Raw genomic sequence first — 23,334 nt, 5'->3', positions numbered from 1 at the left:
CAGTTGGATAGACTAACACAAAAAAACGCTGCACTGTGAGCACAGCGTTTTCCAACAGTGATGTGGGTGGGAGTATTAAACTTCCATCAACTCTTTTTCTTTAGCAGCAAGAACTTCGTCGATCTTCTTAACTGCTACGTCAGTCAGTTTTTGAATTTCGTCTTGTGCTTTACGATCTTCGTCTTCAGAGATTTCTTTATCTTTTAGAAGACCTTTTAGGTCGCTGTTTGCGTCACGACGGATGTTACGAACAGCAACACGTGCGCCTTCAGCTTCACCACGAACAATCTTAACTAGGTCTTTACGACGCTCTTCTGTTAGCGGTGGAAGTGGAACGCGGATGATTGTGCCAGCAGACATTGGGTTTAGGCCAAGGTCAGACATCATGATCGCTTTTTCAACTTTTTGAGTTAGTTCTTTGTCGAAAACTGTGATTGCTAGAGTACGAGCGTCTTCTGCAACAACGTTTGCTACTTGGTTAAGAGGAGTAGGAGCACCGTAGTACTCTACAGAGATACCAGATAGTAGGCTTGGGTGCGCGCGGCCAGTACGAACTTTAGAAAGGTTGTTCTTTAGCGCTTCAACGCTTTTGTCCATGCGCTCTTGCGCGTCTTTATTGATTTCGTTAATCACGGTTTCACCTTAAAAATGTCATCTTTCCTGAAGAAAGCCTAAAAGGGTTGAGCAAAGCGAAACGCCATCCAACCTAGCGTGGATGGCGTTTAGGATTATGCGTCAGCGTTGATCAGCGTGCCTTCAGCTTCACCCATAACCACGCGACGTAGTGCGCCTGGTTTGTTCATGTTAAATACACGGATTGGCATTTTGTGGTCACGAGCAAGTGTGAACGCAGCCAAGTCCATTACTTTCAGTTCTTTATCCAGAACTTCATTGTAAGATAGCTTATCATACAGCTCTGCGTCTGGGTTTGCTACTGGGTCAGCAGTAAATACGCCATCAACTTTCGTTGCTTTTAGCACTACGTCAGCTTCGATTTCGATACCGCGTAGACACGCTGCTGAATCTGTAGTGAAGAATGGGTTACCAGTACCTGCAGAGAAGATTACTACACGGCCTTGGCGAAGTTCGCGGATAGCGTCTGCCCAATTGTAGTCGTCACACACGCCTTTTAGAGGAATTGCAGACATTACACGAGCGTTTACGTAAGCACGGTGAAGTGCATCACGCATTGCTAGACCGTTCATTACCGTTGCAAGCATACCCATGTGGTCGCCTACTACACGGTTCATACCCGCTTCCGCAAGACCAGCACCACGGAACAGGTTACCACCGCCGATTACCACACCAACTTGAACACCCAGTTCAACCAGCTCTTTCACTTCTTGAGCCATACGGTCAAGAACCGCTGGGTCAATACCAAAACCTTCTTCGCCTTGAAGAGCTTCACCACTCAGTTTTAATAGAATACGTTGATACGCTGGTTTAGGGTTCGTAGTCATGGAGTTTACCTTCCAAAAGAGAGTTGTCGATTAACAGTCATGAATAGACACAAGGTTACTTATAGCTATTCATCACGGCTAAGTTTTTGCCGCTCTTTTCGTAAAAAGACCGCAGCCTTGGCTACGGTCTAATATTTACACAAGTCTCTAAGGATTAACCTTTTTGAGCTAGTGCTACTTCTTCTGCGAAGCTCATTTCAGCTGCTTTCTCGATACCTTCACCTACTTCTAGGCGAACGAATGTAGCAACAGAAGCACCTTTCTCTTTTAGCATTTCGCCAACAGATTTCTTAGGCTCCATGATGAAAGCTTGACCAGTTAGAGAGATTTCGCCAGTGAATTTCTTCATGCGGCCGATAACCATCTTCTCAGCGATCTCTTGTGGCTTGCCTTCGTTCATAGCGATTTCAACTTGAACTTCTTTCTCTTTAGCAACTACGTCAGCTGGTACGTCTTCTGGGTTAACGAACTCAGGCTTAGAAGCAGCAACGTGCATAGCAACGTGCTTAAGAGTTTCTGCGTCGCCTTCACCAGCAACAACAACACCGATTTTCTCACCGTGACGGTAAGAAGCGATTGCAGTACCTTCAACGTAAGCAACGCGACGGATGTTGATGTTTTCGCCGATTTTAGCAACTAGAGCTACGCGCTCTTCTTCGAACTTAGCAACTAGCTCTTCAGCAGTAGCTTTAGTCGCTAGAGCGTCAAGTGCTACTTTGTCTGCGAATGCAGTGAAGTTACCGTCTTTAGCAACGAAGTCAGTTTGGCAGTTAACTTCAAGAAGAACAGCAACGCCGTTTTCTTCTTTGATGATGATTGCGCCTTCAGCTGCAACGTTACCAGCTTTTTTAGCTGCTTTCGCTGCGCCTGATTTACGCATGTTTTCAATTGCTAGTTCGATGTCAGCGTTTGCTTCTACAAGCGCTTTCTTACATTCCATCATGCCAGCGCCAGTGCGCTCGCGAAGTTCTTTAACTAGAGCAGCAGTTACAGTTGCCATTCTCTATTCCTCGTTTGATTCGAAATAAGGTAAAAAACAGGGGCCTACATTGTCGGCCCCCATTGCTAACTATAACTCAGTCTGTGCTACAACAAGGTTTCACATAGACTAAGTGTGACACAGAGCCGTTATTATTCAGCTTCTACGAAACCGTCTTTTTCAGCAACTGCTGCAACGTCTTTGTTGCGACCTTCAGACACTGCAGATGCTGCAGCGTTTAGGTATAGTTGAACTGCGCGGATCGCGTCGTCGTTACCTGGGATGATGTAGTCAACGCCGTCTGGGTTAGAGTTAGTATCTACCACAGCGTATACAGGAATACCTAGGTTGTTAGCTTCTTTAATTGCAATGTGCTCGTGATCAGCGTCGATTACGAATAGAGCGTCTGGTAGGCCGCCCATATCTTTGATACCACCAAGAGATTTCTCTAGCTTCTCCATTTCACGAGTACGCATTAGAGCTTCTTTCTTAGTTAGTTTTTCGAAAGTACCGTCTTGTGCTTGTGCTTCGAAATCTTTTAGACGCTTGATAGACTGACGAACTGTTTTGTAGTTCGTTAGCATGCCGCCCAACCAACGGTTGTTAACGTAGTATTGGTTGCTTGCGATTGCAGCTTCTTTAACAGCTTCAGATGCAGCGCGCTTAGTACCTACGAATAGAACTTTACCTTTCTTCTCGCCAACTTTAGCTAGTTCAGCTAGAGCTTCGTTGAACATTGGTACAGTTTTTTCTAGGTTGATGATGTGAACGCGGTTACGAGCACCAAAGATGAATGGCTTCATTTTTGGGTTCCAGTAACGAGTTTGGTGACCGAAGTGAACACCAGCTTTCAGCATATCGCGCATTGATACAGTTGCCATTTTAAAATCCTCTATGGGGTTAGGCCTCCACATCCCCCATAATTCCGACCAAGCTTCTGCTCAGCACCCCGGAACATGTGACGGAATGTGTGTGATTTAAAGATAAAAGTTAATCGGAAGAAGCCTGCTTCGCCACTTCTCTAACGAAAAGTAAAGAGAACAGTCCTCGATTCCGGCGCGCTTTATACCATATTTTAGCCCAACATGGCTAGTAAAAATTGTTTCTTACAATTCTAATTTACCTATCACACTCACCCCTACTCTCTCTTAAATTCCATGACTAGACTACAAGTAAGAATGACTCATATTCTTAACTGGCTTGGGTTAACTGCAAGATGTCTGATAGAATGCGCGCATTCGCACGTTTGCGTGCTTACGAATAAATAGAGAAAGCCAATGTCAATCAAGATTAAAACTGCTGAAGAAATCGAACGCATGCGTATTGCGGGCAAGCTAGCCGCAGATACTCTAGAAATGATCGAACCCCATATTAAAGCGGGTGTGACGACAGACGAATTAAACCAAATCTGTCACGATTACGCTCTAGAGCGAGGCGCTTACTCTGCACCGCTTGATTACCATGGATTCCCTAAATCAATCTGTACGTCAATCAACCACATCGTTTGTCACGGTATTCCTGCGGCGCAAGACGAAAAAGGTGCAAACGGCCAAATGAAGCCAGCTGTACTTAAAGATGGCGACATCATCAACGTTGATATCACGGTTATCGTTCCTAACGATGAAAACGCAGATCTAAGCGTTCGTCCACAAGGCTACCACGGTGACACTTCTAAGATGTTCCTAGTTGGTGATGTATCACCTGCAAACAAACGTCTGTGCATGGTGGCTCAAGAGTCTCTATACATCGGTATGCGTCAAGTGAAGCCTGGTGCAACGGTTGGTGACATCGGTACCGCTATCGAGAAGTACATCAAAGAAAACAATAAGAACAACCCTCGTAACAAGTTCTCTATTGTGAAAGACTTCTGTGGTCACGGTATCGGCGATGAGTTCCACGAAGAGCCACAAGTGGTTCACTACAAGAACAAAGACCGCCGCGTACTGAAAGAAGGCATGTGCTTTACTATCGAGCCAATGATCAACGCAGGTAAGTTCGGTTGTACTGTTGACGCTCAAGACGATTGGACGGTTTACACTGGCGACGGTAAAAACTCAGCACAGTGGGAACACACTATCGTGGTAACCAAAGAAGGTTGTGAAGTACTAACGCTTCGTAGCGACGATACCATTCCACGAATGATGAAAAACGTTTAATCGCCCATCACTTTCCATATCCCCGCCCATGCGGGGATATTTTTTATCTGCAGCAAATTTGTTAGATTGCTAATAGTTTTAGCTTGCACGGATAGCAAATATGACCCTTCAGTCTCCTCTTACGTTTACCGATGAACAGATCAACATCGGCGAACTTAAGCAAGAACTCGAAAAATTCAGTTCATACCAAAAAGAAGAATTTCTTCAACATCACCCAGTGACGAACCTCGTTTTGTCACGTGCTGAGTACATGGATTTACTCCTCAATCGTTTATGGCAACACTTTGGATTCAAAGACATCCATAATATTTCATTAGTTGCCGTAGGTGGTTACGGGCGTGGTGAGTTACACCCTCTGTCTGATATCGACATTTTGATTCTGTCGAATAACAAGCTGCCAAACGCGCTAGAAGCCAAAATCAGTGAGTTCATTACCCTGTTGTGGGATTTACGCCTCGAAGTGGGCCACGCTGTGCGTACTGTGGATGAATGTGCAGAAATAGGCCGAGCAGATTTAACCGTTGCAACAAACCTACAAGAAGCGCGTTTGTTATGTGGCAGTGAAGATACTTTCCAAGCGTTGAAGAAAGTGGTGCTATCCGACTCTTTCTGGCCGAGCGAAACCTTCTACCGCGCGAAGATTCAAGAGCAGCGTGAACGCCATGCTCGATATCATGACACCACCTACAATCTTGAACCTGACATCAAATCCACGCCGGGTGGCTTACGTGATATTCACACTTTAAGCTGGGTGGCACGCCGCCACTTCGGTGCGACCTCATTGTTGGAGATGAGTCGCTACGGATTCTTAACCGATGCGGAATACCGAGAGTTGGTTGAATGTCAGGATTTCCTATGGCGTGTACGTTTTGCCCTGCATATTGAGCTGCGTCGTTACGACAACCGATTAACTTTTGCTCATCAGGCACAAGTCGCAGAGCACCTTGGCTATGTTGGAGAGGGTAATCGCGGCGTCGAGATGATGATGAAGGAGTTCTACCGTACCCTTCGTCGTGTGGCTGAGTTGAATAAGATGCTACTCAAGCTGTTCGATCAAGCGATCATCAATGGTGGCGCTTCCGAAAACGCAGAAATCATCGATGAAGATTTCCAACGTCGTGGCTCACTGATCGAAGCACGTAAACCAGCACTATTCCAAGCGCGCCCAGAAACGATTTTAGATATGTTCCTGCATATCGCCAACGATTCAAGCATTGAAGGCGTCAGCCCACCGACTTTGCGTCAGTTACGTACCGCACGTCGTCGTTTGAACAAGTTCTTGCACACTATTCCAGAAGCACGTGAAAAGTTTATGGCGCTGTGTCGTCATCCAAATGCGCTGCATAAAGCGTTTAGTCTAATGCACAAACTTGGTGTACTCGCAGCGTATCTACCGCAATGGAGCCAAATTGTCGGTCAGATGCAGTTTGACCTCTTCCATGTGTACACAGTAGATGAGCACAGTATTCGCCTACTCAAGCACATCAATACTTTCAGCTACGCAGAGAACCACAGCAAACATCCAATTTGCTGCGAAGTTTATCCTCGAATCCAGAAAAAAGAACTACTGATTCTGGCGGCGATTTTCCACGACATAGGTAAAGGCCGCGGCGGTGACCATTCGGTGATTGGCGAAGGCGAAGCGTATGACTTTTGTATCGAACACGGCTTGTCTAAGCCAGAAGCGAAACTGGTTAGCTGGCTGGTCAGGCACCATCTGTTGATGTCTGTGACGGCACAACGTCGCGATATTTACGATCCAGACGTGATTACCGAGTTCGCTAAGCAAGTTCGTGATGAAGAATACCTTGAGTACCTTGTGTGTCTGACCGTTGCAGATATCTGCGCGACCAACCCAGAGCTTTGGAACAGCTGGAAACGTACCCTGCTCGCCGAATTATTCTATTCCACCCAACGTGCGCTTCGTCGTGGCTTAGAGAACCCAGTGGATGTACGCGAACGTATTCGCCACAACCAGCAAATGGCCTCTGCCCTGCTGCGCAAAGAGGGCTTCTCTGCGCGCGAAATTGAAGTTCTGTGGCAGCGCTTTAAAGCCGATTACTTTTTGCGTCACACCCATAAGCAAATCGCTTGGCACTGCGAGAATCTACTGCGCATGGAAGACACTAGCAAACCACTGGTGCTTATCAGCAAAAAAGCCACGCGTGGTGGTACTGAAGTGTTCGTCTATAGCCCAGACCAACCCGCATTGTTTGCTACCGTTGTAGCGGAGCTTGACCGCCGCAACTTCAACGTACACGACGCGCAGATCATGACAAGCAAAGATGGCTATGTGCTCGATACTTTTATGGTACTGGATCAACACGGTAAAGCGATTGAAGAGGGCCGCCATAGTGCCGTGACTAAGCACATGACTCACGTATTGGAAGATGGTCGTCCGACAAAAATTAAAACGCGTCGTACACCAAATAAGCTCCAGCACTTTAATGTAAAAACCAAAGTTGACTTCCTACCTACTAAGAGCAAAAAGCGTACTTTAATGGAGTTTGTCGCTCTCGATACGCCGGGACTGCTGGCAAAAGTTGGACGTACCTTCGCAGACTTGGGCATTAACCTTCATGCAGCAAAAATTACCACCATTGGTGAGCGCGCTGAAGACTTGTTTATTCTGACGAGTGAAGCCGGCGGCAGGCTCAGTGAAGAGCAGCAAGACGAGTTGCGTGAAAAGCTGATTGAAAAACTCTCTGACCCAGTTTCGGCTTGAGAGAAAACCGGCGCTTGATCAACAACTAAGGTGGGCAAGAACGATAGCGATCTTGCCCACAAGTTGAGCAATTTGACTAAATATCAGCTATCTAGCTCATAAATGGGCTGCTACAGTTGTATGGACTCCAATTCAATACACAGAGGTAGCCTATGTATCCACACCTCACTGGTTTGGGCATCCATGACCCGAAACAGATTGAACGTTACTCCCTGCGCCAAGAAGCACACAAAGACGTCCTAAAGATCTACTTTCACAAACAGAAAGGCGAGTTTTTCGCTAAGAGCGTGAAGTTCAAATACCCACGCCAAGTTAAAAATGTATTAGTAGATAGCGGCAGTCATAAATACAAAGAAGTAACCGAAATCAACCGTAACCTGACGCTTGTGATCGATGAGCTAAACAAGATCACCAAGCCTGTGAAAGTGGCTGAAGTGGATGTAAAAGAAAAGATTCTCTCTGATCTTCGTCACTTGGAGAAAGTCGTTTCCAGCAAGATCGCCGAGATCGAGGCGGATCTGGAAAAACTAAAATAGTCCGCTTCATTCCTAAATAATTAAAAAAGGGGTTGGTATACATACCAACCCCTTTCTCGTCTTATCTTTCGCCGGCACAGCTCAATCTAAGCGCATTATTTTACCAACGATTCATCCCACTCAAATCGAGTGAACAACTGCTGCCAAGCCTCATCGATATTGGCTTTCATCACGATTTCTTCATCGGTAAATGGATGTACAAAACGTAGCTCTGATGCATGCAACAACAGTCGGTGAGAGTCGAATTCCGTGCGATACAACTTGTTGTGCTTACCATCACCATGTGTTGTATCACCAACAATAGGATGACGCAGGTGAGCCATGTGACGACGCAGCTGGTGCTTACGTCCTGTCTTCGGCTTCATTTCCATCAAACAGTAGCGCGTGGTTGGGAACTTACCTGTTGAATAAGGTACTTCCACTTTTGCTAGCGGTTTGTATGCCGTTACTGCTTCTTGTGCTTCTTTCTCTTGCGAAGCAAACTTATCGGCAATCTTATCGAGTTCAACTTTCAGAGCGTAATCTAGCACACCCTCTTCTTCGATCCAGCCACGAACGATCGCGTGATAGGTCTTCTCCATCTTGTGCTCTGCAAACATTGGCATGACTTGCGATGCCACTTCACTGGATAAAGCAAACACAAGCACACCCGAAGTAGGGCGATCTAAACGGTGCAATGGGAAAACATGTTGACCAATTTGATCGCGTAGCGTTTGCATCACGAATTGAGTCTCATGCTTATCCAACCAACTGCGATGGACTAACATACCTGCAGGTTTGTTCACCGCAACAAAATACTCGTCCTGATAAACGATCTCTAATACAACGGGTTCAACAGATGGTGATGTTTCTTGTTCTGACATTGAGGTTACTTACATAGTTCGTCGATGGTTCGGATAGTCACTAATAGCTCGGCATAATGCAGCTCTTGCTTCCACGCTTCTGCGAAATACGGCTCAATAGAAAAGCCACGTGGCAAAGGTTGGTTACTTTCCACTAACGCACGCATACGTGCAATAAAAATCCACTGTAACCACTCATGAGGATGCAGCGTATCAATCGCGAAAGGTTCCGTGCTCTGTAGCGCTTCTGCCGAGGGCATGGTTTGTTGCCACAGCTCATGGTGCTGCAATTGCGCTTCAAGTTGTTGAAGTAAGTCGACCAATTGGATGTTTGTTGCCATTAATTCCGTCTCGAACCTTGAATTAGCCGAGAATGATACCATTTCTTGTGAAAAGAACATTAGGATGTCGTATTTAATGGAAAACATTCAAACCCTCACTCAGCTGTTAAACAACAGTCAGTGTGAGTATCAAATCTTCGACCTTGGTCGTCGTATCAAGACCATCGAGCCACAAGTCTTTGCGGATGTGGAAAAAGGTCAATGCCCTTACCCATTCCCGATGCAACGCAAAGCGCATTTGGCTATTGCCTACTGGAATGAGCAAAAGCAGCCTTGGATTTGGTTCTTGAAGTTCGAGTTGGATGAACGTGGCCTGCTCAAGCAAGCGGATATTGGTAACTTCATTAAATACGTCGTCGAAGCCATGGGTACTCGTTTAAGCGAGGAAATGTCGGAAGAGCAACAACAAAAGCTTTCTAACAACCCATACACTTTCAAACCTGCGGAAGAAAAGATGGCCGTCTTCCACAGCCAAGTTCGCGCTAACTTGGACTTACCCACCAGCCAATATTACGAGCACACCCAGCATTACTTTACCGGTGGTTTAGGTTGGGAAAACTGGCAAACTGTAGGCCTACAAGGCATCACAGATATGGCTGCTCGCCTAGGCAAAGAACAAAATGCCGTCACCTTACGTAAAGCCCTGAACCATTTACCTAATGAACCGCTTTACGCTCTACTTGGTGCGCTTGAACATGTTGATCTGCAAGAACGTTTAGCAGAGCGCATTGCCGAGAAAGCGCAGCAAGAAATCGAAAGTAACGAGCCAGACCTATTCTTACTTTCTGCTCTGATTCGAGCTCTGGCGGGCGCACCAATCGAAGTGTCACAGCCTATCTTGAAAACGATTTTGCAAAGCCCGCGCTTGAGCCACCAAGAAGTGTTGATCGGTATTGCTGGCCGTACATGGCACTTATTAGCCGACGCAGATATCGCTGAACAATTTTTGCTGCGCCTCGCACAAACGGGGAACCAAGCCCTATTTAATCAGTTGTTTGCCGATTTAGTTATGCTGCCAGAGCTAAGAATGGTATTGCTGCCTTTGTTGCACTCTAGCCCATCGGAAGAGCTAGCGACGGCATTGGTAAAACTGCAGCAAGCAACAAAAGGATAATAAAGGATTAGGGATGATCGGTGACCTATTAGCCATTTTAGGACTGTGCTTCTTCTGTTTTTTGTTTTGGCAGCAACGACGTCAATCAGAGTTGGCAAAAGCGGCCATTACACGTAAATGTGAGCAGTTAGATCTGCAATTGGTGAGCATTGCATTTGGTGCGCATAAATTGAAAACGCCAGACGGAATCTGGCGTTGGCATACAGTGTATCAATTTGAGTTTTCATCCCTTGGTGATGATTGCTACCAAGGTGAGTTAACGATGATCGGGTTTAGGCCGCTGAACTTTCACCTACCGCCACATCGCTTGTGAATTCCATTTCAAAGTAAGGGCCGTAAAGGTCCTTGCTTTCTCTTTTCTTCGTAAATCCCAGTTTTTCCAGTACTGCCATGGATGCTTCGTGGTGGCTATTCACACTTGCTTTGACTTTGTGCAGCCCAAGCTCACGGCACGCTTTCGGGAAAAACGCCTTTAGCGCTTCTGTCGCTAACCCTTTGCCCCAATAAGCCTTATCAAAGATAAAACCTAGCTCTGGTTCATGATCTAGGTTTGAAATGAACACGTGTCCCATGTAATCACGGCTTGTACTCTCAAGCACCGCCATACTGTGGACATTCTCATCATCCAAGATCCTCTCAAACAACTGTTTAGCAGAAGATACGGTATGAGGTCCATTCATCTCTGCGCGGTTTTTAGCGCAGCAATTTAACATCACGAACTCTAGTTGCAACGACTCATTGTAGGGTAGAAGAAGCATTCTTCTGGTTACTATGGTCACATCTGTTCCTTGATTACAGCAAACTTAATTTATCCACATAGCAAAATTCAATAACGATAGTTTTGTTACGCTATGACATTGTTATGCGGCACATAACGCCTTTTGAGAAGCCGAAAGTTAAACCAACTGATTGGAAAGGATATTGATCTGGATTGTTTTTTATTCAGTGTTATGAGGAATTTATAAACTTTGTGATACTGACACTTTTAATTATTGTAAGTTGTGCAAGTACAAAATAAGAAAGACCCCGATACTAGCGTATCGGGGTCATAGTCTTACTCGCAGCAGTCCGGCTACTAATTAGTGCTCCATGCATCATCCATAATAGTGGCTGATTCCGTCAGCTTAGTCCTTACGTCGCCGTCCTAGCGGTGTCCTTATCATCCTGATAGCTAACATTCCTCGTTAGCGCGCATCACTTGTTCCTTGAGCGGTGTCCTTTGCATCATCCTGATGCTGTCCTTACCTCAATCCTATGAGGGGTCCATTGTCTTTCCTTAGTCATCAACATCCTATTGATGATTGTGTCCTTACAATGTCCTACGCTCCTTGCTTGATCACTCATCCTGAATAATCAAATCGTCGTCCTGACGATGACCAAATCCTTGGTGCTTTCCTGTTCCATGTCTGCTTCCTGCCGACAAGGTTTAATTTACGCTTTTCCCTTTAAATCACAATCTACCCTAGGAAATCTTTTGCTGAAAAACTTAGTTAACAGCATGTTAAAATGATATTTTTCATAGACTTAAAGATGAAAACTTCTGTTTGGCTGATGACGAAATCGTTTTCTCTCACAACCCGTGTGAGAGATCTCGCACAAGGCACTGCCGAAATTGCTATTCGCTAAAATGTGTAGCGCAAAGTATGATGATATAAGTCATTTTAGTAGGGACAAATTATGTTAACTCAAGACGTCACTAAAGAGCTGGAAGCCGTGATGGAACAGTTGCAACAGCAAGGTAAAGAGCCGACCGTTGCTCTCGTTAAAGCTCGAATGAAAACACCAGTGCCGATGCCTGCATTAATCGCAACCATCAAAAGTTGGAAGAGCGCCAACCGCATTCCTAAAGTAGAGGTTGCGGTTCAAACTCCGAAAGAAGAAGATCGCATTGTTGCGCTGGAGAATACTGTGGCGAAGTTGGTTGCTCGAGTAGAAGAACTAGAAGCAAAGCTGAGTGAGAAAACATCATGAAACTGTGGGTAGATGCGGATGCTTGTCCGAAAGTAATCAGAGAGACGATTGTACGTGCTGCTGAGCGAACTGGTGTTGAATGCACATTTGTAGCGAACCATGTGGTCCCTGTACCCAAGCGTGCCAATATTCACTCTCTGCAAGTACCAGCTGGCTTTGATATTGCCGATAACGAAATCGTCCGTCGCGTGGAAGCCAATGACTTAGTGATCACGTCTGATATTCCATTGGCAGACGAAGTGATCAGCAAAGGTGCTCAAGCACTAAGCTCGCGAGGCGAGTTATATACCAAAGACACCATCAAAGCGCGCTTAAACATTCGTGATTTCATGGATACCATGCGCTCAAGTGGCATTCAGACTGGCGGGCCTGCGGCGTTGTCTCAAACGGAACGCAGAGAGTTCGCTAACCACCTCGATAGAATTCTTGCTAAGCGTTGATGACCCCCTTCCTTTCTCACATCAGCGGACTAATAGGCTAGACCATAAAACAAAAAGCCTGCGATAGACGCAGGCTTTGATTGAGCTGAGTGAGGTTGCCAATTAAGGCGTGTAGTACGTCGCCGCACCAGGACCTACTGGTAAACCAAATACGAATACCCATAGGTAGAACAGTACGCTCCAACCAACAATGAAGACGATTGAGTAAGGCAGCATGGTCGCGATCAGCGTACCGATACCTAAGTTCTTCATGTAGCGTGTTGCTACCGCAAGGATAAGACCGAAGTAGCTCATCATCGGAGTGATAATGTTCGTCGTTGAGTCACCGATACGGTAAGCCGCCTGAATCGTTTCTGGCGCGTAACCAACAAGCATTAGCATAGGAACGAAGATTGGTGCTGTCACAGCCCACTGCGCCGATGCCGAGCCAATCATCAAGTTGATGAAGCCACACATTAGGATGAAGGCGAAGAACAGCATTGGACCAGTTAGACCGATTTCTTGCAGGAAGCTTGCCCCCGCTACCGCGAATACTTGACCAAAGTTTGTCCACTTGAAGAAGGCAACAAATTGAGCCGCGAAGAATACCAAAACAATGTACATGCCCATTGAAGACATTGACTTCGACATTGCATCAATCACATCGCGATCATTTTTCATCGTACCAACAACGCGACCGTAAACAAAGCCCGGTACTGCGAAGAAAACAAAGATAAACGCAACAATACTCTTCAGGAATGGAGAGCCTGCAACCGTGCCTGCATCAGAGCGCAGAACACCATCAGCTGGAACGATAGTCCAAGCCAATAGCGCAGAAACCGCCAGTACCGCAATACCTGCTAGTTTTAGACCTTTCTTCTCAACGTCAGTCAAACCACCCATCTTATCTTGAGATAGGTCTTCTGCCGCTTCTTCATCATTGTATTTGCCAAGTTTTGGCTCAACGATCTTCTCAGTAACAAATGCACCGGTAATCGCGATGAAGAAAGTAGAAACAAACATGAAGTACCAGTTTACTTCTGGGCCTACTGTGTAAGTTGGGTCAATCATCTGTGCAGCTGTTTCAGTGATACCTGAAAGCAGTGGGTCAACCGTACCAATCAGTAGGTTTGCAGAGTAACCACCAGATACACCAGCAAACGCTGCTGCTAGACCAGCAAGTGGGTGACGACCTAGAGAGTGGAACAGCATTGCCGCCAGTGGGATCAACACCACATAGCCAAGCTCAGAAGCAGTGTTTGAAATGATACCAGCGAAAACTACCGTTACCGTAACCATGCGCTGAGAAGCGCCCATTACTAGGCCACGCATTGCAGCAGAAAGTAGTCCAGAATGTTCTGCAATGGCAACACCAAGCATCGCAACCAGTACAGTACCTAACGGTGCGAAGCCTACGAAGTTTTTCACTAGGTTAGTAACAATCAGTTGTAAGCCTTCAGCGTTTAACAGGCTAACGACTTGAATCATGCCGTCGGCAGCGCGACCAGGTGCACCTTCAGGGCGAGGGTCAACAACGGAAACTTCGAAGTAACCAGCAATGCCGGACATGACTAGGATTGCAAGACAGAAAATAGCGAAAAGTGTGATTGGGTGGGGTAATAGGTTCCCCAAATATTCAACTGTATCTAAGAAGCGCGTGAACATTGGCTTCTTTGGCGAGTTTTGTTTCATTGAAGCAGATGAACTCATCTGTTCCCTCCTTGTATGTATTCCTGCGCATATGTAACAAAAATGTCACTAAGCATGCGCAGGGTACTCGACACAAGGGTTAAGTGAAAGTTCAAAACGTTACAGAATGTAAACAATAGTCGAACTTATGACCTATAATCGATAAATATATAGTTATATCACCCACATATAGATCATAAATCAGAATTATAGGTAACTATATTCCATAAATTCTTGGGATGTTTAAGGTTATTTCTGAACGGCCTTAAAACGCGGGTTTGTCTTGCAGATAACGTACAAACGCCCTCTTCGCTTAACGATTTGGCAATCTGGGTGACGGCTTTTTGCGCTCTTCAATGATTTAACCACTTTCATGTCTTAATCCTTATCTTTGCTAAATTGCCCAAAACGGCGATTAAAGTTCGCGATACGGCCTTCTGCTTGAACGACACGTTGCTTACCTGTGTAGAACGGATGGGACTCAGACGAAACGTCTAAAGTGAAGTACGGGTAAGTTTTTCCGTCTTTCCACTCGATAGTTCGGTCGGTTTGCAGCGTTGAACCAACCACAAAATATTCGTCTACGCTGGTGTCGTGAAATACCACAGGTCGGTATTCGGGGTGGATACCTGACTTCATAAAAATTGTCCTTTTGATTAATTGTTATGTTATAACATTATAATTAATAATCATTCTCAAAAAGAAAAGCAAGCGAAATTTGTGATACTTTTCTTCTCAAACCTTTCATCAAGACACAAACCATGTATTCCATAGAGCCAATTGGCATTATTGAAAGCCCGTATAAAGAGAAGTTCGCTGTTCCTCGCCAGCCACGTTTAGTGCCCGCAGCGCGATCTCGCGTCAAACTTCAAGGCGCAGCAAATAGCCCTGAAGCCGTGCGCGGATTGGAGCAGTTTTCTCATGTGTGGTTACTGTTTTTGTTTGATCAGAACTTAGAAGCGGGATGGAAGCCAACCGTGCGCCCACCCCGCCTGGGCGGCAACGAACGTATTGGCGTATTTGCTTCACGTTCTACCTTCAGACCCAACGGTATCGGCATGTCCGCAGTAGAGGTCAAAGGCATCAGCAAGAAAGGCGATCAGATCTATTTGGAGCTGGGTAACGTAGACTTGGTCGATGGCACGCCGATTGTCGATATCAAACCATATATCCCCTACTCGGATTCGATTGTAGAAGCGCAAGGTGGTTATGCCGAAGGCGAGCCTGAAACTTCGCAGGTAGACTTCTCTGATATTGCACTGGCAACACTCAAAAAGCGTAGCGATACTGAGTATGTTAAAGCGGTAATCGAACAAGTTCTGGCGCAAGATCCACGTCCGGCTTACAAGAAAAACAAGCCTGATAGTAAGGAATATGCGGTAAATTTGTTCGATCTGAACGTCAAGTTCACAGTAAGCGATAACTTAATAACAGTTACTGCGATTGAAAGCTTTTGACAAAGGCATTTGGCTGATATTATAAGCGGCTAATAATTTTCCCTTCGTGGGACCTCCATACTCTTGTCCATTCCGGCTTGAGTATCTAACTTTAATAAACGGATAAATTTAATGCGTACCAGTAATTATCTTCTTTCTACTCTGAAGGAGACTCCAAACGACGCAGAAGTAGTGAGCCACCAGCTCATGCTACGCGCGGGTATGATCCGTAAGCTGGCTTCAGGTCTATACACCTGGCTGCCTACTGGTCTACGTGTGCTGCGTAAAGTCGAAAACATCGTTCGTCAAGAAATCGACAATGCAGGTGCAGTCGAAACTTTGATGCCCGTTGTTCAGCCGTTTGAACTATGGGAAGAGACAGGTCGTTCTGAGAAGATGGGTCCTGAGCTACTTCGCTTTACTGACCGTCATACTCGTCCGTTTGTTCTTAGCCCTACAGCTGAAGAAGTGATCACTAGCCTTGTGCGTAACGAAGTGAGCTCTTACAAACAGCTTCCGCTAAACCTGTACCAAATCCAGACTAAATTCCGTGATGAGCGTCGCCCACGTTTCGGCGTAATGCGTGCACGTGAATTCTGCATGATGGATGCATACAGCTTCGACATCGACAAAGAAGGTCTAGAGAAATCTTACCAAGCGATGCACGATGCTTACTGTAAAGCATTCGATCGTATGGGTCTTGAGTACCGTCCAGTACTTGCTGACTCTGGCGCTATCGGTGGTAGTGGTTCTCAAGAGTTCCACGTACTTGCTGAAAGCGGCGAAGACCTAATCGCATTCTCTACTGAGTCTGATTACGCAGCGAACATCGAAAAAGCAGAGGCAGCAGCACCTGCAGGTGAGCGCGCAGAACCAACTCAAGAGATGACGCTGGTTGATACGCCAAACGCGAAAACAATCGCGGAGCTTGTAGAGCAACACGGTCTAGCAATCGAGAAGACAGTAAAAACTCTATTCGTGAAAGCGTCTGATGAAGTAGATGCTGACATCATCGCTCTTATCGTTCGTGGTGACCACGAGCTAAACGAAGTGAAAGCAGAAAACCTACCTCAAGTTGCTTCTCCACTGGAGATGGCAACAGAAGAGGAAATGCGTGCACTTATCGGTGCTGGCGCTGGTTCTCTTGGCCCTGTAGGCCTTGAACTACCATTCATCGTTGACCGCTCTGTTGCTGCAATGAGCGACTTCGGCGCGGGTGCAAACATCGACGGTAAACACTACTTCGGTATCAACTGGGGTCGTGACGTTGAACTAGGCCAAGTTGAAGATCTACGTAACGTAGTTGAAGGCGATCCAAGCCCATGTGGTCAAGGCACGCTAATGCTTAAGCGTGGTATCGAAGTTGGTCACATCTTCCAACTAGGTAATGTTTACTCTCAAGCGATGAACTGTGGTGTTCTTGGTCCTGACGGTAAGAACGTAATCCTAGAGATGGGTTGTTACGGTATCGGTGTATCACGTGTCGTTGCTTCTGCAATCGAGCAGAACCACGACAAATACGGCATCATCTGGCCTGACGCACTAGCACCTTTCCAAGTGGCTATCGTTCCTATGAACATGCACAAGTCTGAAGAAGTGAAAGAAGCGGCTGAGAAGCTGTACGCTGAACTGACGGCTATGGGTATCGAAGTACTATTCGATGACCGTAAAGAGCGCCCAGGCGTGATGTTCTCTGATATGGAACTTATCGGTATTCCTCACACTATCGTGATCGGTGATCGTTCAATGAAAGAAGGTAACTTCGAGTACAAGAACCGCCGCTCTGGTGAGAAGACAGCCGTTGCAATGGCAGACATCGTTGAGCACGTTAAAGCTCAGCTACAATAAGCTGCACTAAGCACACTGTGCTGAATATATAGCGATGAAAAGGGTTGGCTTCGGTCAGCCCTTTTTACGTCTGCTTTTCTAAGTGTGTAGACCCTCTCTAATATTTGCGTTGTTAATCTTTGGTTCAGATTCATCACCTTACACTGGATTCAATCTAGTAAGGAGGTCACTCATGGATCTAAAAAGTCTTCTTAACCAAGCTCTCAAATCAGACCTGATCAAGCAAGGTGCCGATGCGCTTGGTAAACAATCGAGCAATATCAAATCTTCATCTAACTCTAGCCAACTAAAAACCCTTGGAGCAGGTGCGATCGGCGGCGGCCTTATCGGCATGCTAATGGGTTCGAAGAAAAGCAAAAAAATGGCAAAGAAGATGGGCTCTGGCGCACTTAAAGTCGGTGACGCGGCAGCATTAGGTGCTTTGGCTTACAAAGTCTATAACGATTGGCAAGCGAAGCAGGATACACAAGGCGTTAGCGAAACCTTTGACCCAGATGACAATAAGCACGCGAAGTTGATCCTTAAAGCCATGATTGGTGCAGCGAAAGCCGATGGCCATGTCGATGAAGAGGAAATGGCTCGCATCGAGCAGGCACTGACAGAAATGGGCGCAGATGATCATGTAAGACAGTTGGTTCATCAAGAGCTGCATAAACCTCTCGATCCAGCAGAAATAGCCCGCATAGCAACGTCGCCACAACAAGCATCAGAAATTTATCTGGCGTCGCTGATTGTGGCCGATGAGCAAAACTTTATGGAAAAAGCGTATTTGCAGGAACTTGCTAAGCAGCTAAACCTTGCGCCAGAAGTGACGCATCAATTGGAAGCACAGTTGCAGTGATGAATGTTTGCTCAAGTTGCTCGTTAACTTGAGCCAAAACAATTCTCTGCTTTGAGTTTCAAAACGGCTGTGTGTATATTTGAGAGCAGTTATCATTTCTTAAGGATTTAGCCATGCAAGTATACGGCTGTTGTGAATTAGTTCGTGAGCTTTACGCTCAAATCGGTAGTGGCGATCAAGCTTACGTGCCTCAAGCAATCTCGTGTGCCGTAAGAGCATTGAATGACGTTGCGGCAGACGAGTCTTTACCAAAAGACGTTCGTGAAAAAGCCGCATTTGCTGCGGCAAACCTACTGATTTCTGATTTCGAGGATAAGTAATGAACTTGGCGAACTTTGAATCCATGGATCCAATCATGCTGATGAGCATCGTCAACATGAAGCTGCGTGACGACTTCGGTGGTGATCTGGATAAGCTGGTTGCATTCTTTGATATCGACCGCGCAGCACTTGAAGCAAAACTGGCGACGGCGGGCTTTGACTTTCTGCCTGACGCAGGTCAGTTCCGTTAATCGCTCATCGCGACGGACAACGTAAACAACGAATAGAAAAAAGGGCTTGATGCATTCATCAAGCCCTTTTCTTTTGTGCTTTGCGCAAGCCGATTAGCCAAATGAAGCCCAGATAACTGTCGCGACCAGAATCGGACAGACAAACTTCACGTATGCCGGCCACAACTTACCGAACCAACCTTGAGTGAACTCCGGACAACCTTGTTCAAGCTCTTTTATTTTCGAGTGACGATTCCATACCCAACCACCAAATAGACAGAACAATAACGCCGCCATAGGCTGTAGGTATTGCGTTGCGATGGTTGCAACCATGCCAAACAGTGCACCGAAGTTAAATACGATAACCACACTGAACAGCGCAATCAGGCCACCCAATACCCAGCTTGTCGCGCTGCGTTTAGTATTGAATCGTTCACTTACTAGAGCAACCGGACATTCAAGCATCGAGATAGAAGACGTCAATGCTGCAATCGTCAGTAGTAAGAAGAACACGATTGAGAACAGTTGGCCAAGCAAACCTAAGCTATCAAACATCAGCGGTAGAACAGTAAATACCAATGTATCTGAACTTAATAGCGAACCATCTTCTGCATAGATTTGAACGCCTTTTTGCATCGCAACGAACATTGCCGGCATCACTACTAGGCCTGCAATAAAGGCAACGGCAGTGTCTACCATGGTCACGTTCATCGCCATCTTAGGCAAGTTCTCTTTCTTACTTAGGTAAGAGCCATAAATAAGTATCGAACAGCCACCGATGGTCAGAGAGAAGAAGCCTTGGCCCATTGCGGCAAGAATAAGTTTGCGATCCCATACTTTCTCGAAATCAGGCACTAGGTAGTGCTTCAAACCTTCCATCGCACCATTTTGCGTCATGATGTAAATGAACAGCAAACCGAACAGAACAAACAGTGCTGGCATTAGACGTGTAGACCACTTTTCAATGCCCTGTTTTACGCCGCCTTGTACGATCAAAATGGTTAATACATAAAATGTAATCGTACCAAACAAGTTGCGTTCAACGCTGAAGCCTTTCAACCATTGTGTCGCCGCTTCCATGCCCATGATGTCGGTAACCGCACCCAACATAAAGCAGATCAACCAGCCGCCTACAATCGAGTAAAACGCCAAAACCGCACTTGGTACACTCAGGCCAATCCAACCAACTAGGCCGCCAAGCTTCTTGCCCACAGGGTTGTCTGTTAGAGAACGCATACTGTCTACTGGGTTGGCTTGACCATGACGACCGATCGCCATTTCTACCACCAGCATTGGGAATGCAACGATAAGAATCATCACCAAGTACACCAACAAGAAGGCACCGCCGCCGTTGCTTGCTGCTTGGGTAGGAAAGCCCCAAATGTTACCTAGACCCACTGCAGCACCTGCTGCCGCTAAGATGAATCCAAGGCGTGAGCCAAAATGCTCACGAGGCTGAGAAGAAGTTTGTTGTGTCATACCACTCACACAAAATATCAATGAACTAGCTGACTAGTACACTATAGCAATATCTTCTACTCAACAAGAGTGATTAGGTTAATTACTCGACAATCAGATCAATTAGCAGACATTCAGTTTGTAAATTTCCACGTACATCTCATATTCACCAAGTCTCCCATTCGCCCCTTTTGATGGATTTATAAATCAGCGTGAAGTGAGCCGAAAAATAATGAGCCGCGTTGTAAAGCACGAATAGTTCAGCGTGATTTCGTGTTGAAAAGTAAAACAAATTGCTTCGATTTTTCCTCATCAGGTCTATTTATCAACTAGTTATCTAACTATACCCAAGTCATCTTGATGATACTTGGGGATGTATTTGTTCATGTTCTTTCGAACATCGAGTAACTCAAGGAGAGAAAAATGAAGGTCACGCTACTGCATGGTGCGGTCGTTGCAGCACTCAGTGTCAGCTACCAAGCTCAAGCCTACAATTGCCAAGATTTATCGGTCTGGGATAGTTCCACCGTTTATAATTCTGGCGATCAAGTACAAACTAAAGGCGCTGCGTATGAGGCAGCTTATTGGACGCAAGGCAATGATCCGGTCAATAACTCGGGGCCATGGGAAGCATGGAAAGGTCTTGGACAATGTGATGGTAGTGGTACAAACCTACCTCCGACGGTGTCCTTCTCTTCTCCTGCAGATAATGCGCAAATTCCAGAAGGCAGCGTGATCACTTTATTGGCGAACGCAGCTGACGAAGATGGTCAGGTCGCTCAAGTAGAATTCTTTGCTGGTAACCAGACCGTTGCTGTTGTTACCCAATCCCCTTTCCAAGCAGAATGGACAGCGGTAGAAGGTGTCTCTCAGTTAACAGCTATCGCCACCGACAACGAAGGTGCGGTAACTACAACCAATGTCTCTATCTTCGTTCAACCGCAAACCGAACTACCACCTCCAACCGTTTCTCTAACGAGCCCAACAGGCACAGAAACACCAAGTGTGGGTGACACTATTTCGGTAACGGCCGATGCAGCAGACAGCGATGGTTTAGTCACCCAAGTTGAGTTCTTCGTAAACAACCAATCCGTTGCTGTCGATACTGCGGCTCCATATGAATACGTCTGGACGGCGGCAGTCGGTACTCATACCTTCAAAGCGCAAGCAACCGATGATTCGAACCTATCGACCATGAGCCAAGAAGTCTCGCTCGTCGTCAGCAATTCAAGCTCTGGAGGCTGTGCAGATGCAGTGCCTTATGTAGCTGGTAACCGCTATGAAGCAGGCGCACTCGTTTCTAATCTCAACCAGAAATACCGCTGTGATGTTGCAGGTTGGTGTTCTTCTGATGCAGCCTGGGCTTATGAACCGGGTGAAGGTTTGTACTGGCAAGATGCGTGGACTGGGCTAGGTGCATGTTCTACACCGCCTCAAATCGCTATCACCGCACCAAGCGAAGGACAAGTCTTGCTCGCAGGTGACAGCCTTGAAGTCTCGGCGGATGCCAACGATGCAGACGGTAACGTGACTCAAGTGGAGTTCTTCGCCAATGGCACCAGTTTAGGTGTGGTTGCTCAAGCACCATATTCCGTTCTATGGAATGCAACGCTAGTTGGCGCGAATCAACTAAAAGCCGTTGCAACAGACAACGATAACAATACGTCCGAGTCTATCGTCAACGTGACGGTGAGTGACCAAGATTTGGTGATTTCATTGACGTCACCGAGTGCAGGTCAAACCGTCGGTTTAGGTAAGAATCTCGTTCTAAGCGCAGATGCAACCTCACTAACCTCTAGCGTGAAACACGTCGACTTTATGGTGAACGGTGCAATTGTCGCAACCGACACGACGGCACCTTACTCGGCGAACTGGACACCGGCCGCAATTGGTAGCTTTACGGTAAGCGCTCAAGCCACCGACCTTGCAGGTACAACCGCGCTTTCTGATGCAGCATCGATTACCGTTGTTGAACAAACGGAGAAACGTCATAAGTTGATTGGCTACTGGCACAACTTCGTGAACGGTGCAGGCTGTCCTATCCGCCTCGCCGACATGTCTGATGCATGGGATGTGATTGATATTGCCTTTGCCGAAAACGACCGCAACAGCGATGGTACCGTGCATTTCAACTTGTACTCTGGCGATATCTACAGTGATTGTCCTGCGCTAGACCCAACTCAATTCAAACAAGACATGGCCGCACTGCAAGCTAAAGGTAAGAAGTTCGTTCTGTCTCTTGGTGGCGCAGAAGGCACAATCACGCTCAACACAGACCAAGATGAAGCAAACTTTGTATCGAGCCTAACCGCATTGATTGCCGAATGGGGCTTCGATGGCTTAGATGTGGATTTAGAAAGTGGCTCTAACCTGCTGCATGGTTCGCAAATCCAAGCACGTTTGGGTGGTGCTCTGCTGCAAATCGAGCAGAACATGGGCGGCGATATGTATCTCACCATGGCGCCAGAGCACCCTTACGTACAAGGTGGCTACATTGCTTATAGCGGTATTTGGGGAGCGTACATTCCTGTGATTAACGAAACACGCAGTACACTCGACCTTCTACACGTTCAGCTATACAACAACGGCGGCCTGCCAAACCCATACATGCCTGGCTCGGCTCCAGAAGGGTCTGTGGATATGATGGTGGCACAGTCTAAGATGCTGATTGAGGGTTTTGAATTGGCAGACGGCACCATGTTTGAACCACTGCGTGATGACCAAGTGGCGATTGGTTTGCCATCCGGTCCGAGCTCCGCTAACTCAGGCCAGGCTCCAACTCAGAACATTCTAGACGCGCTAGACTGTCTGACCAAAGGCACCTCATGTGGCACAGTGAAACCAGCATTCAACTACCCGAATTACGCAGGTGTGATGACATGGTCAATCAACTGGGATGAACATGATGGCTTTAACTTCTCGAAGCCAGTGGGTGACAAATTGACTCAGATGAATGCGCAATAATTCGCGTAGATTCTGAATAGCACCGAAGTAAAAAGAGCGCCTTGATAGGCGCTCTTTGTTGTTTG

Annotated in this window: 24 protein-coding genes; 13 read left to right on the top strand and 11 right to left on the bottom strand. The window is 46.4% G+C overall.

Features of this window, described 5'->3' with window-relative positions; translation table 11 throughout:
* Positions 1-75 precede the first annotated feature (75 nt).
* The 4 genes from frr to rpsB all read right to left on the bottom strand — a co-directional run bounded on the left by frr (position 76) and on the right by rpsB (position 3,320).
* A complete protein-coding gene (frr, locus tag GXP65_RS12405) occupies positions 76-633 on the bottom strand; it encodes a ribosome recycling factor (protein WP_005436779.1) in 558 nt (185 codons plus the stop codon).
* 95 nt (positions 634-728) lie between these two features.
* On the bottom strand, positions 729-1,460 hold the full coding sequence (gene pyrH, locus GXP65_RS12400; protein ID WP_038891875.1) for a UMP kinase: 732 nt from the start codon (positions 1,458-1,460) through the stop codon (positions 729-731).
* Positions 1,461-1,614: 154 nt separating this feature from the next.
* Positions 1,615-2,460, bottom strand: coding sequence for a translation elongation factor Ts (gene tsf / locus GXP65_RS12395; RefSeq protein ID WP_005436775.1), 846 nt, complete (start codon positions 2,458-2,460; stop codon positions 1,615-1,617).
* A gap of 131 nt (positions 2,461-2,591) precedes the next feature.
* Positions 2,592-3,320, bottom strand: a complete 729-nt coding sequence (rpsB, locus tag GXP65_RS12390) for a 30S ribosomal protein S2 (RefSeq protein WP_005529366.1) — start codon at positions 3,318-3,320, stop codon at positions 2,592-2,594.
* A gap of 396 nt (positions 3,321-3,716) precedes the next feature.
* Between rpsB and map the strand changes: the two genes are divergently transcribed.
* From map to GXP65_RS12375, 3 genes are all read left to right on the top strand, one after another.
* Positions 3,717-4,595: a type I methionyl aminopeptidase gene (gene map, locus GXP65_RS12385; protein ID WP_005431715.1), complete on the top strand. Its 879-nt coding sequence runs from the start codon at positions 3,717-3,719 to the stop codon at positions 4,593-4,595.
* A gap of 100 nt (positions 4,596-4,695) precedes the next feature.
* Positions 4,696-7,320: a bifunctional uridylyltransferase/uridylyl-removing protein GlnD gene (gene glnD / locus GXP65_RS12380; protein ID WP_162092943.1), complete on the top strand. Its 2,625-nt coding sequence runs from the start codon at positions 4,696-4,698 to the stop codon at positions 7,318-7,320.
* A gap of 152 nt (positions 7,321-7,472) precedes the next feature.
* Positions 7,473-7,856 (top strand): DUF3461 family protein, encoded by a 384-nt coding sequence (locus tag GXP65_RS12375; RefSeq protein ID WP_005436760.1) that lies wholly within the window; start codon positions 7,473-7,475, stop codon positions 7,854-7,856.
* Between the two features lie 95 nt (positions 7,857-7,951).
* On the opposite strand, the gene truC is transcribed toward GXP65_RS12375, so the two are convergent.
* Positions 7,952-8,719, bottom strand: coding sequence for a tRNA pseudouridine(65) synthase TruC (truC, locus tag GXP65_RS12370; RefSeq protein WP_162092942.1), 768 nt, complete (start codon positions 8,717-8,719; stop codon positions 7,952-7,954).
* Positions 8,720-8,724: 5 nt separating this feature from the next.
* A complete protein-coding gene (locus GXP65_RS12365) occupies positions 8,725-9,039 on the bottom strand; it encodes a YqcC family protein (protein WP_162092970.1) in 315 nt (104 codons plus the stop codon).
* A 76-nt stretch (positions 9,040-9,115) separates the two neighbouring features.
* Here GXP65_RS12365 and GXP65_RS12360 point away from each other — a divergent pair, with 76 nt between their 5' ends.
* Entirely contained in the window at positions 9,116-10,153 is a 1,038-nt protein-coding gene (locus tag GXP65_RS12360) for a DUF3549 family protein (RefSeq protein ID WP_012128702.1), read from the top strand.
* Between the two features lie 13 nt (positions 10,154-10,166).
* Positions 10,167-10,466: a DUF3301 domain-containing protein gene (locus GXP65_RS12355; RefSeq protein WP_005446190.1), complete on the top strand. Its 300-nt coding sequence runs from the start codon at positions 10,167-10,169 to the stop codon at positions 10,464-10,466.
* Here the strand turns inward: GXP65_RS12355 and GXP65_RS12350 are convergent.
* Positions 10,426-10,911 carry a GNAT family N-acetyltransferase gene (locus tag GXP65_RS12350; protein ID WP_162092969.1) on the bottom strand — a complete coding sequence of 162 codons (486 nt, stop codon included), beginning with the start codon at positions 10,909-10,911 and terminating at the stop codon, positions 10,426-10,428. The two genes, GXP65_RS12355 and GXP65_RS12350, sit on opposite strands and share 41 nt — an antisense overlap.
* A gap of 919 nt (positions 10,912-11,830) precedes the next feature.
* Between GXP65_RS12350 and GXP65_RS12345 the strand changes: the two genes are divergently transcribed.
* Positions 11,831-12,124, top strand: a complete 294-nt coding sequence (locus tag GXP65_RS12345) for a hypothetical protein (RefSeq protein ID WP_010650004.1) — start codon at positions 11,831-11,833, stop codon at positions 12,122-12,124.
* Positions 12,121-12,564, top strand: a complete 444-nt coding sequence (locus GXP65_RS12340; protein WP_005436748.1) for a YaiI/YqxD family protein — start codon at positions 12,121-12,123, stop codon at positions 12,562-12,564. Before GXP65_RS12345 ends, GXP65_RS12340 begins: the two co-directional genes overlap by 4 nt.
* 102 nt (positions 12,565-12,666) lie before the next feature.
* Here GXP65_RS12340 and GXP65_RS12335 read toward each other — a convergent pair whose 3' ends face one another.
* The 3 genes from GXP65_RS12335 to GXP65_RS12325 form a co-directional block, all read right to left on the bottom strand.
* A complete protein-coding gene (locus tag GXP65_RS12335) occupies positions 12,667-14,253 on the bottom strand; it encodes an AbgT family transporter (RefSeq protein ID WP_010449785.1) in 1,587 nt (528 codons plus the stop codon).
* 228 nt (positions 14,254-14,481) lie between these two features.
* Entirely contained in the window at positions 14,482-14,607 is a 126-nt protein-coding gene (gene ykgO, locus GXP65_RS12330; RefSeq protein ID WP_005380299.1) for a type B 50S ribosomal protein L36, read from the bottom strand.
* Positions 14,608-14,610: 3 nt separating this feature from the next.
* Positions 14,611-14,871: a type B 50S ribosomal protein L31 gene (locus GXP65_RS12325; protein ID WP_162092941.1), complete on the bottom strand. Its 261-nt coding sequence runs from the start codon at positions 14,869-14,871 to the stop codon at positions 14,611-14,613.
* A 122-nt stretch (positions 14,872-14,993) separates the two neighbouring features.
* Between GXP65_RS12325 and tsaA the strand changes: the two genes are divergently transcribed.
* The 5 genes from tsaA to GXP65_RS12300 all read left to right on the top strand — a co-directional run bounded on the left by tsaA (position 14,994) and on the right by GXP65_RS12300 (position 18,868).
* Positions 14,994-15,689 carry a tRNA (N6-threonylcarbamoyladenosine(37)-N6)-methyltransferase TrmO gene (gene tsaA / locus GXP65_RS12320; protein WP_162092940.1) on the top strand — a complete coding sequence of 232 codons (696 nt, stop codon included), beginning with the start codon at positions 14,994-14,996 and terminating at the stop codon, positions 15,687-15,689.
* A 111-nt stretch (positions 15,690-15,800) separates the two neighbouring features.
* A complete protein-coding gene (locus tag GXP65_RS12315; RefSeq protein ID WP_045405583.1) occupies positions 15,801-17,516 on the top strand; it encodes a proline--tRNA ligase in 1,716 nt (571 codons plus the stop codon).
* A 172-nt stretch (positions 17,517-17,688) separates the two neighbouring features.
* Entirely contained in the window at positions 17,689-18,357 is a 669-nt protein-coding gene (locus GXP65_RS12310) for a tellurite resistance TerB family protein (RefSeq protein WP_162092939.1), read from the top strand.
* A gap of 113 nt (positions 18,358-18,470) precedes the next feature.
* On the top strand, positions 18,471-18,677 hold the full coding sequence (locus tag GXP65_RS12305; RefSeq protein ID WP_005529380.1) for a YaeP family protein: 207 nt from the start codon (positions 18,471-18,473) through the stop codon (positions 18,675-18,677).
* Positions 18,677-18,868 (top strand): DUF4250 domain-containing protein, encoded by a 192-nt coding sequence (locus GXP65_RS12300; RefSeq protein ID WP_010449802.1) that lies wholly within the window; start codon positions 18,677-18,679, stop codon positions 18,866-18,868. The genes GXP65_RS12305 and GXP65_RS12300 overlap by 1 nt, the downstream gene beginning before the upstream one ends.
* 93 nt (positions 18,869-18,961) lie before the next feature.
* Here GXP65_RS12300 and GXP65_RS12295 read toward each other — a convergent pair whose 3' ends face one another.
* Positions 18,962-20,326: a sodium-dependent transporter gene (locus tag GXP65_RS12295; protein ID WP_162092938.1), complete on the bottom strand. Its 1,365-nt coding sequence runs from the start codon at positions 20,324-20,326 to the stop codon at positions 18,962-18,964.
* Positions 20,327-20,728: 402 nt separating this feature from the next.
* Between GXP65_RS12295 and GXP65_RS12290 the strand changes: the two genes are divergently transcribed.
* A complete protein-coding gene (locus GXP65_RS12290) occupies positions 20,729-23,269 on the top strand; it encodes an Ig-like domain-containing protein (RefSeq protein WP_162092937.1) in 2,541 nt (846 codons plus the stop codon).
* Positions 23,270-23,334 lie beyond the last annotated feature (65 nt).

Origin of the sequence: Vibrio sp. LB10LO1, from assembly GCF_010092875.1 — a bacterium.
GTDB lineage: Bacteria > Pseudomonadota > Gammaproteobacteria > Enterobacterales > Vibrionaceae > Vibrio > Vibrio campbellii.
The sequence above is the reverse complement of the archived record's forward strand: the minus strand, read 5'-3'. Positions and strand labels throughout refer to the sequence as shown.

Coding starts and splice junctions, on each gene's coding strand:
- GXP65_RS12300 (WP_010449802.1), top strand. CDS start 18,677: ATGAACTTGGCGAACTTTGAATCCATGGATCCAATCATGCTGATGAGC.
- tsaA (WP_162092940.1), top strand. CDS start 14,994: ATGTATTCCATAGAGCCAATTGGCATTATTGAAAGCCCGTATAAAGAG.
- pyrH (WP_038891875.1), bottom strand. CDS start 1,460: ATGACTACGAACCCTAAACCAGCGTATCAACGTATTCTATTAAAACTG.
- truC (WP_162092942.1), bottom strand. CDS start 8,719: ATGTCAGAACAAGAAACATCACCATCTGTTGAACCCGTTGTATTAGAG.
- GXP65_RS12305 (WP_005529380.1), top strand. CDS start 18,471: ATGCAAGTATACGGCTGTTGTGAATTAGTTCGTGAGCTTTACGCTCAA.
- GXP65_RS12295 (WP_162092938.1), bottom strand. CDS start 20,326: ATGACACAACAAACTTCTTCTCAGCCTCGTGAGCATTTTGGCTCACGC.
- tsf (WP_005436775.1), bottom strand. CDS start 2,460: ATGGCAACTGTAACTGCTGCTCTAGTTAAAGAACTTCGCGAGCGCACT.
- GXP65_RS12360 (WP_012128702.1), top strand. CDS start 9,116: ATGGAAAACATTCAAACCCTCACTCAGCTGTTAAACAACAGTCAGTGT.
- GXP65_RS12350 (WP_162092969.1), bottom strand. CDS start 10,911: ATGCTTCTTCTACCCTACAATGAGTCGTTGCAACTAGAGTTCGTGATG.
- glnD (WP_162092943.1), top strand. CDS start 4,696: ATGACCCTTCAGTCTCCTCTTACGTTTACCGATGAACAGATCAACATC.
- GXP65_RS12310 (WP_162092939.1), top strand. CDS start 17,689: ATGGATCTAAAAAGTCTTCTTAACCAAGCTCTCAAATCAGACCTGATC.
- rpsB (WP_005529366.1), bottom strand. CDS start 3,320: ATGGCAACTGTATCAATGCGCGATATGCTGAAAGCTGGTGTTCACTTC.
- GXP65_RS12365 (WP_162092970.1), bottom strand. CDS start 9,039: ATGGCAACAAACATCCAATTGGTCGACTTACTTCAACAACTTGAAGCG.
- GXP65_RS12345 (WP_010650004.1), top strand. CDS start 11,831: ATGTTAACTCAAGACGTCACTAAAGAGCTGGAAGCCGTGATGGAACAG.
- GXP65_RS12290 (WP_162092937.1), top strand. CDS start 20,729: ATGAAGGTCACGCTACTGCATGGTGCGGTCGTTGCAGCACTCAGTGTC.
- ykgO (WP_005380299.1), bottom strand. CDS start 14,607: ATGAAAGTGGTTAAATCATTGAAGAGCGCAAAAAGCCGTCACCCAGAT.
- GXP65_RS12355 (WP_005446190.1), top strand. CDS start 10,167: ATGATCGGTGACCTATTAGCCATTTTAGGACTGTGCTTCTTCTGTTTT.
- GXP65_RS12325 (WP_162092941.1), bottom strand. CDS start 14,871: ATGAAGTCAGGTATCCACCCCGAATACCGACCTGTGGTATTTCACGAC.
- GXP65_RS12315 (WP_045405583.1), top strand. CDS start 15,801: ATGCGTACCAGTAATTATCTTCTTTCTACTCTGAAGGAGACTCCAAAC.
- GXP65_RS12340 (WP_005436748.1), top strand. CDS start 12,121: ATGAAACTGTGGGTAGATGCGGATGCTTGTCCGAAAGTAATCAGAGAG.
- GXP65_RS12375 (WP_005436760.1), top strand. CDS start 7,473: ATGTATCCACACCTCACTGGTTTGGGCATCCATGACCCGAAACAGATT.
- GXP65_RS12335 (WP_010449785.1), bottom strand. CDS start 14,253: ATGAGTTCATCTGCTTCAATGAAACAAAACTCGCCAAAGAAGCCAATG.
- map (WP_005431715.1), top strand. CDS start 3,717: ATGTCAATCAAGATTAAAACTGCTGAAGAAATCGAACGCATGCGTATT.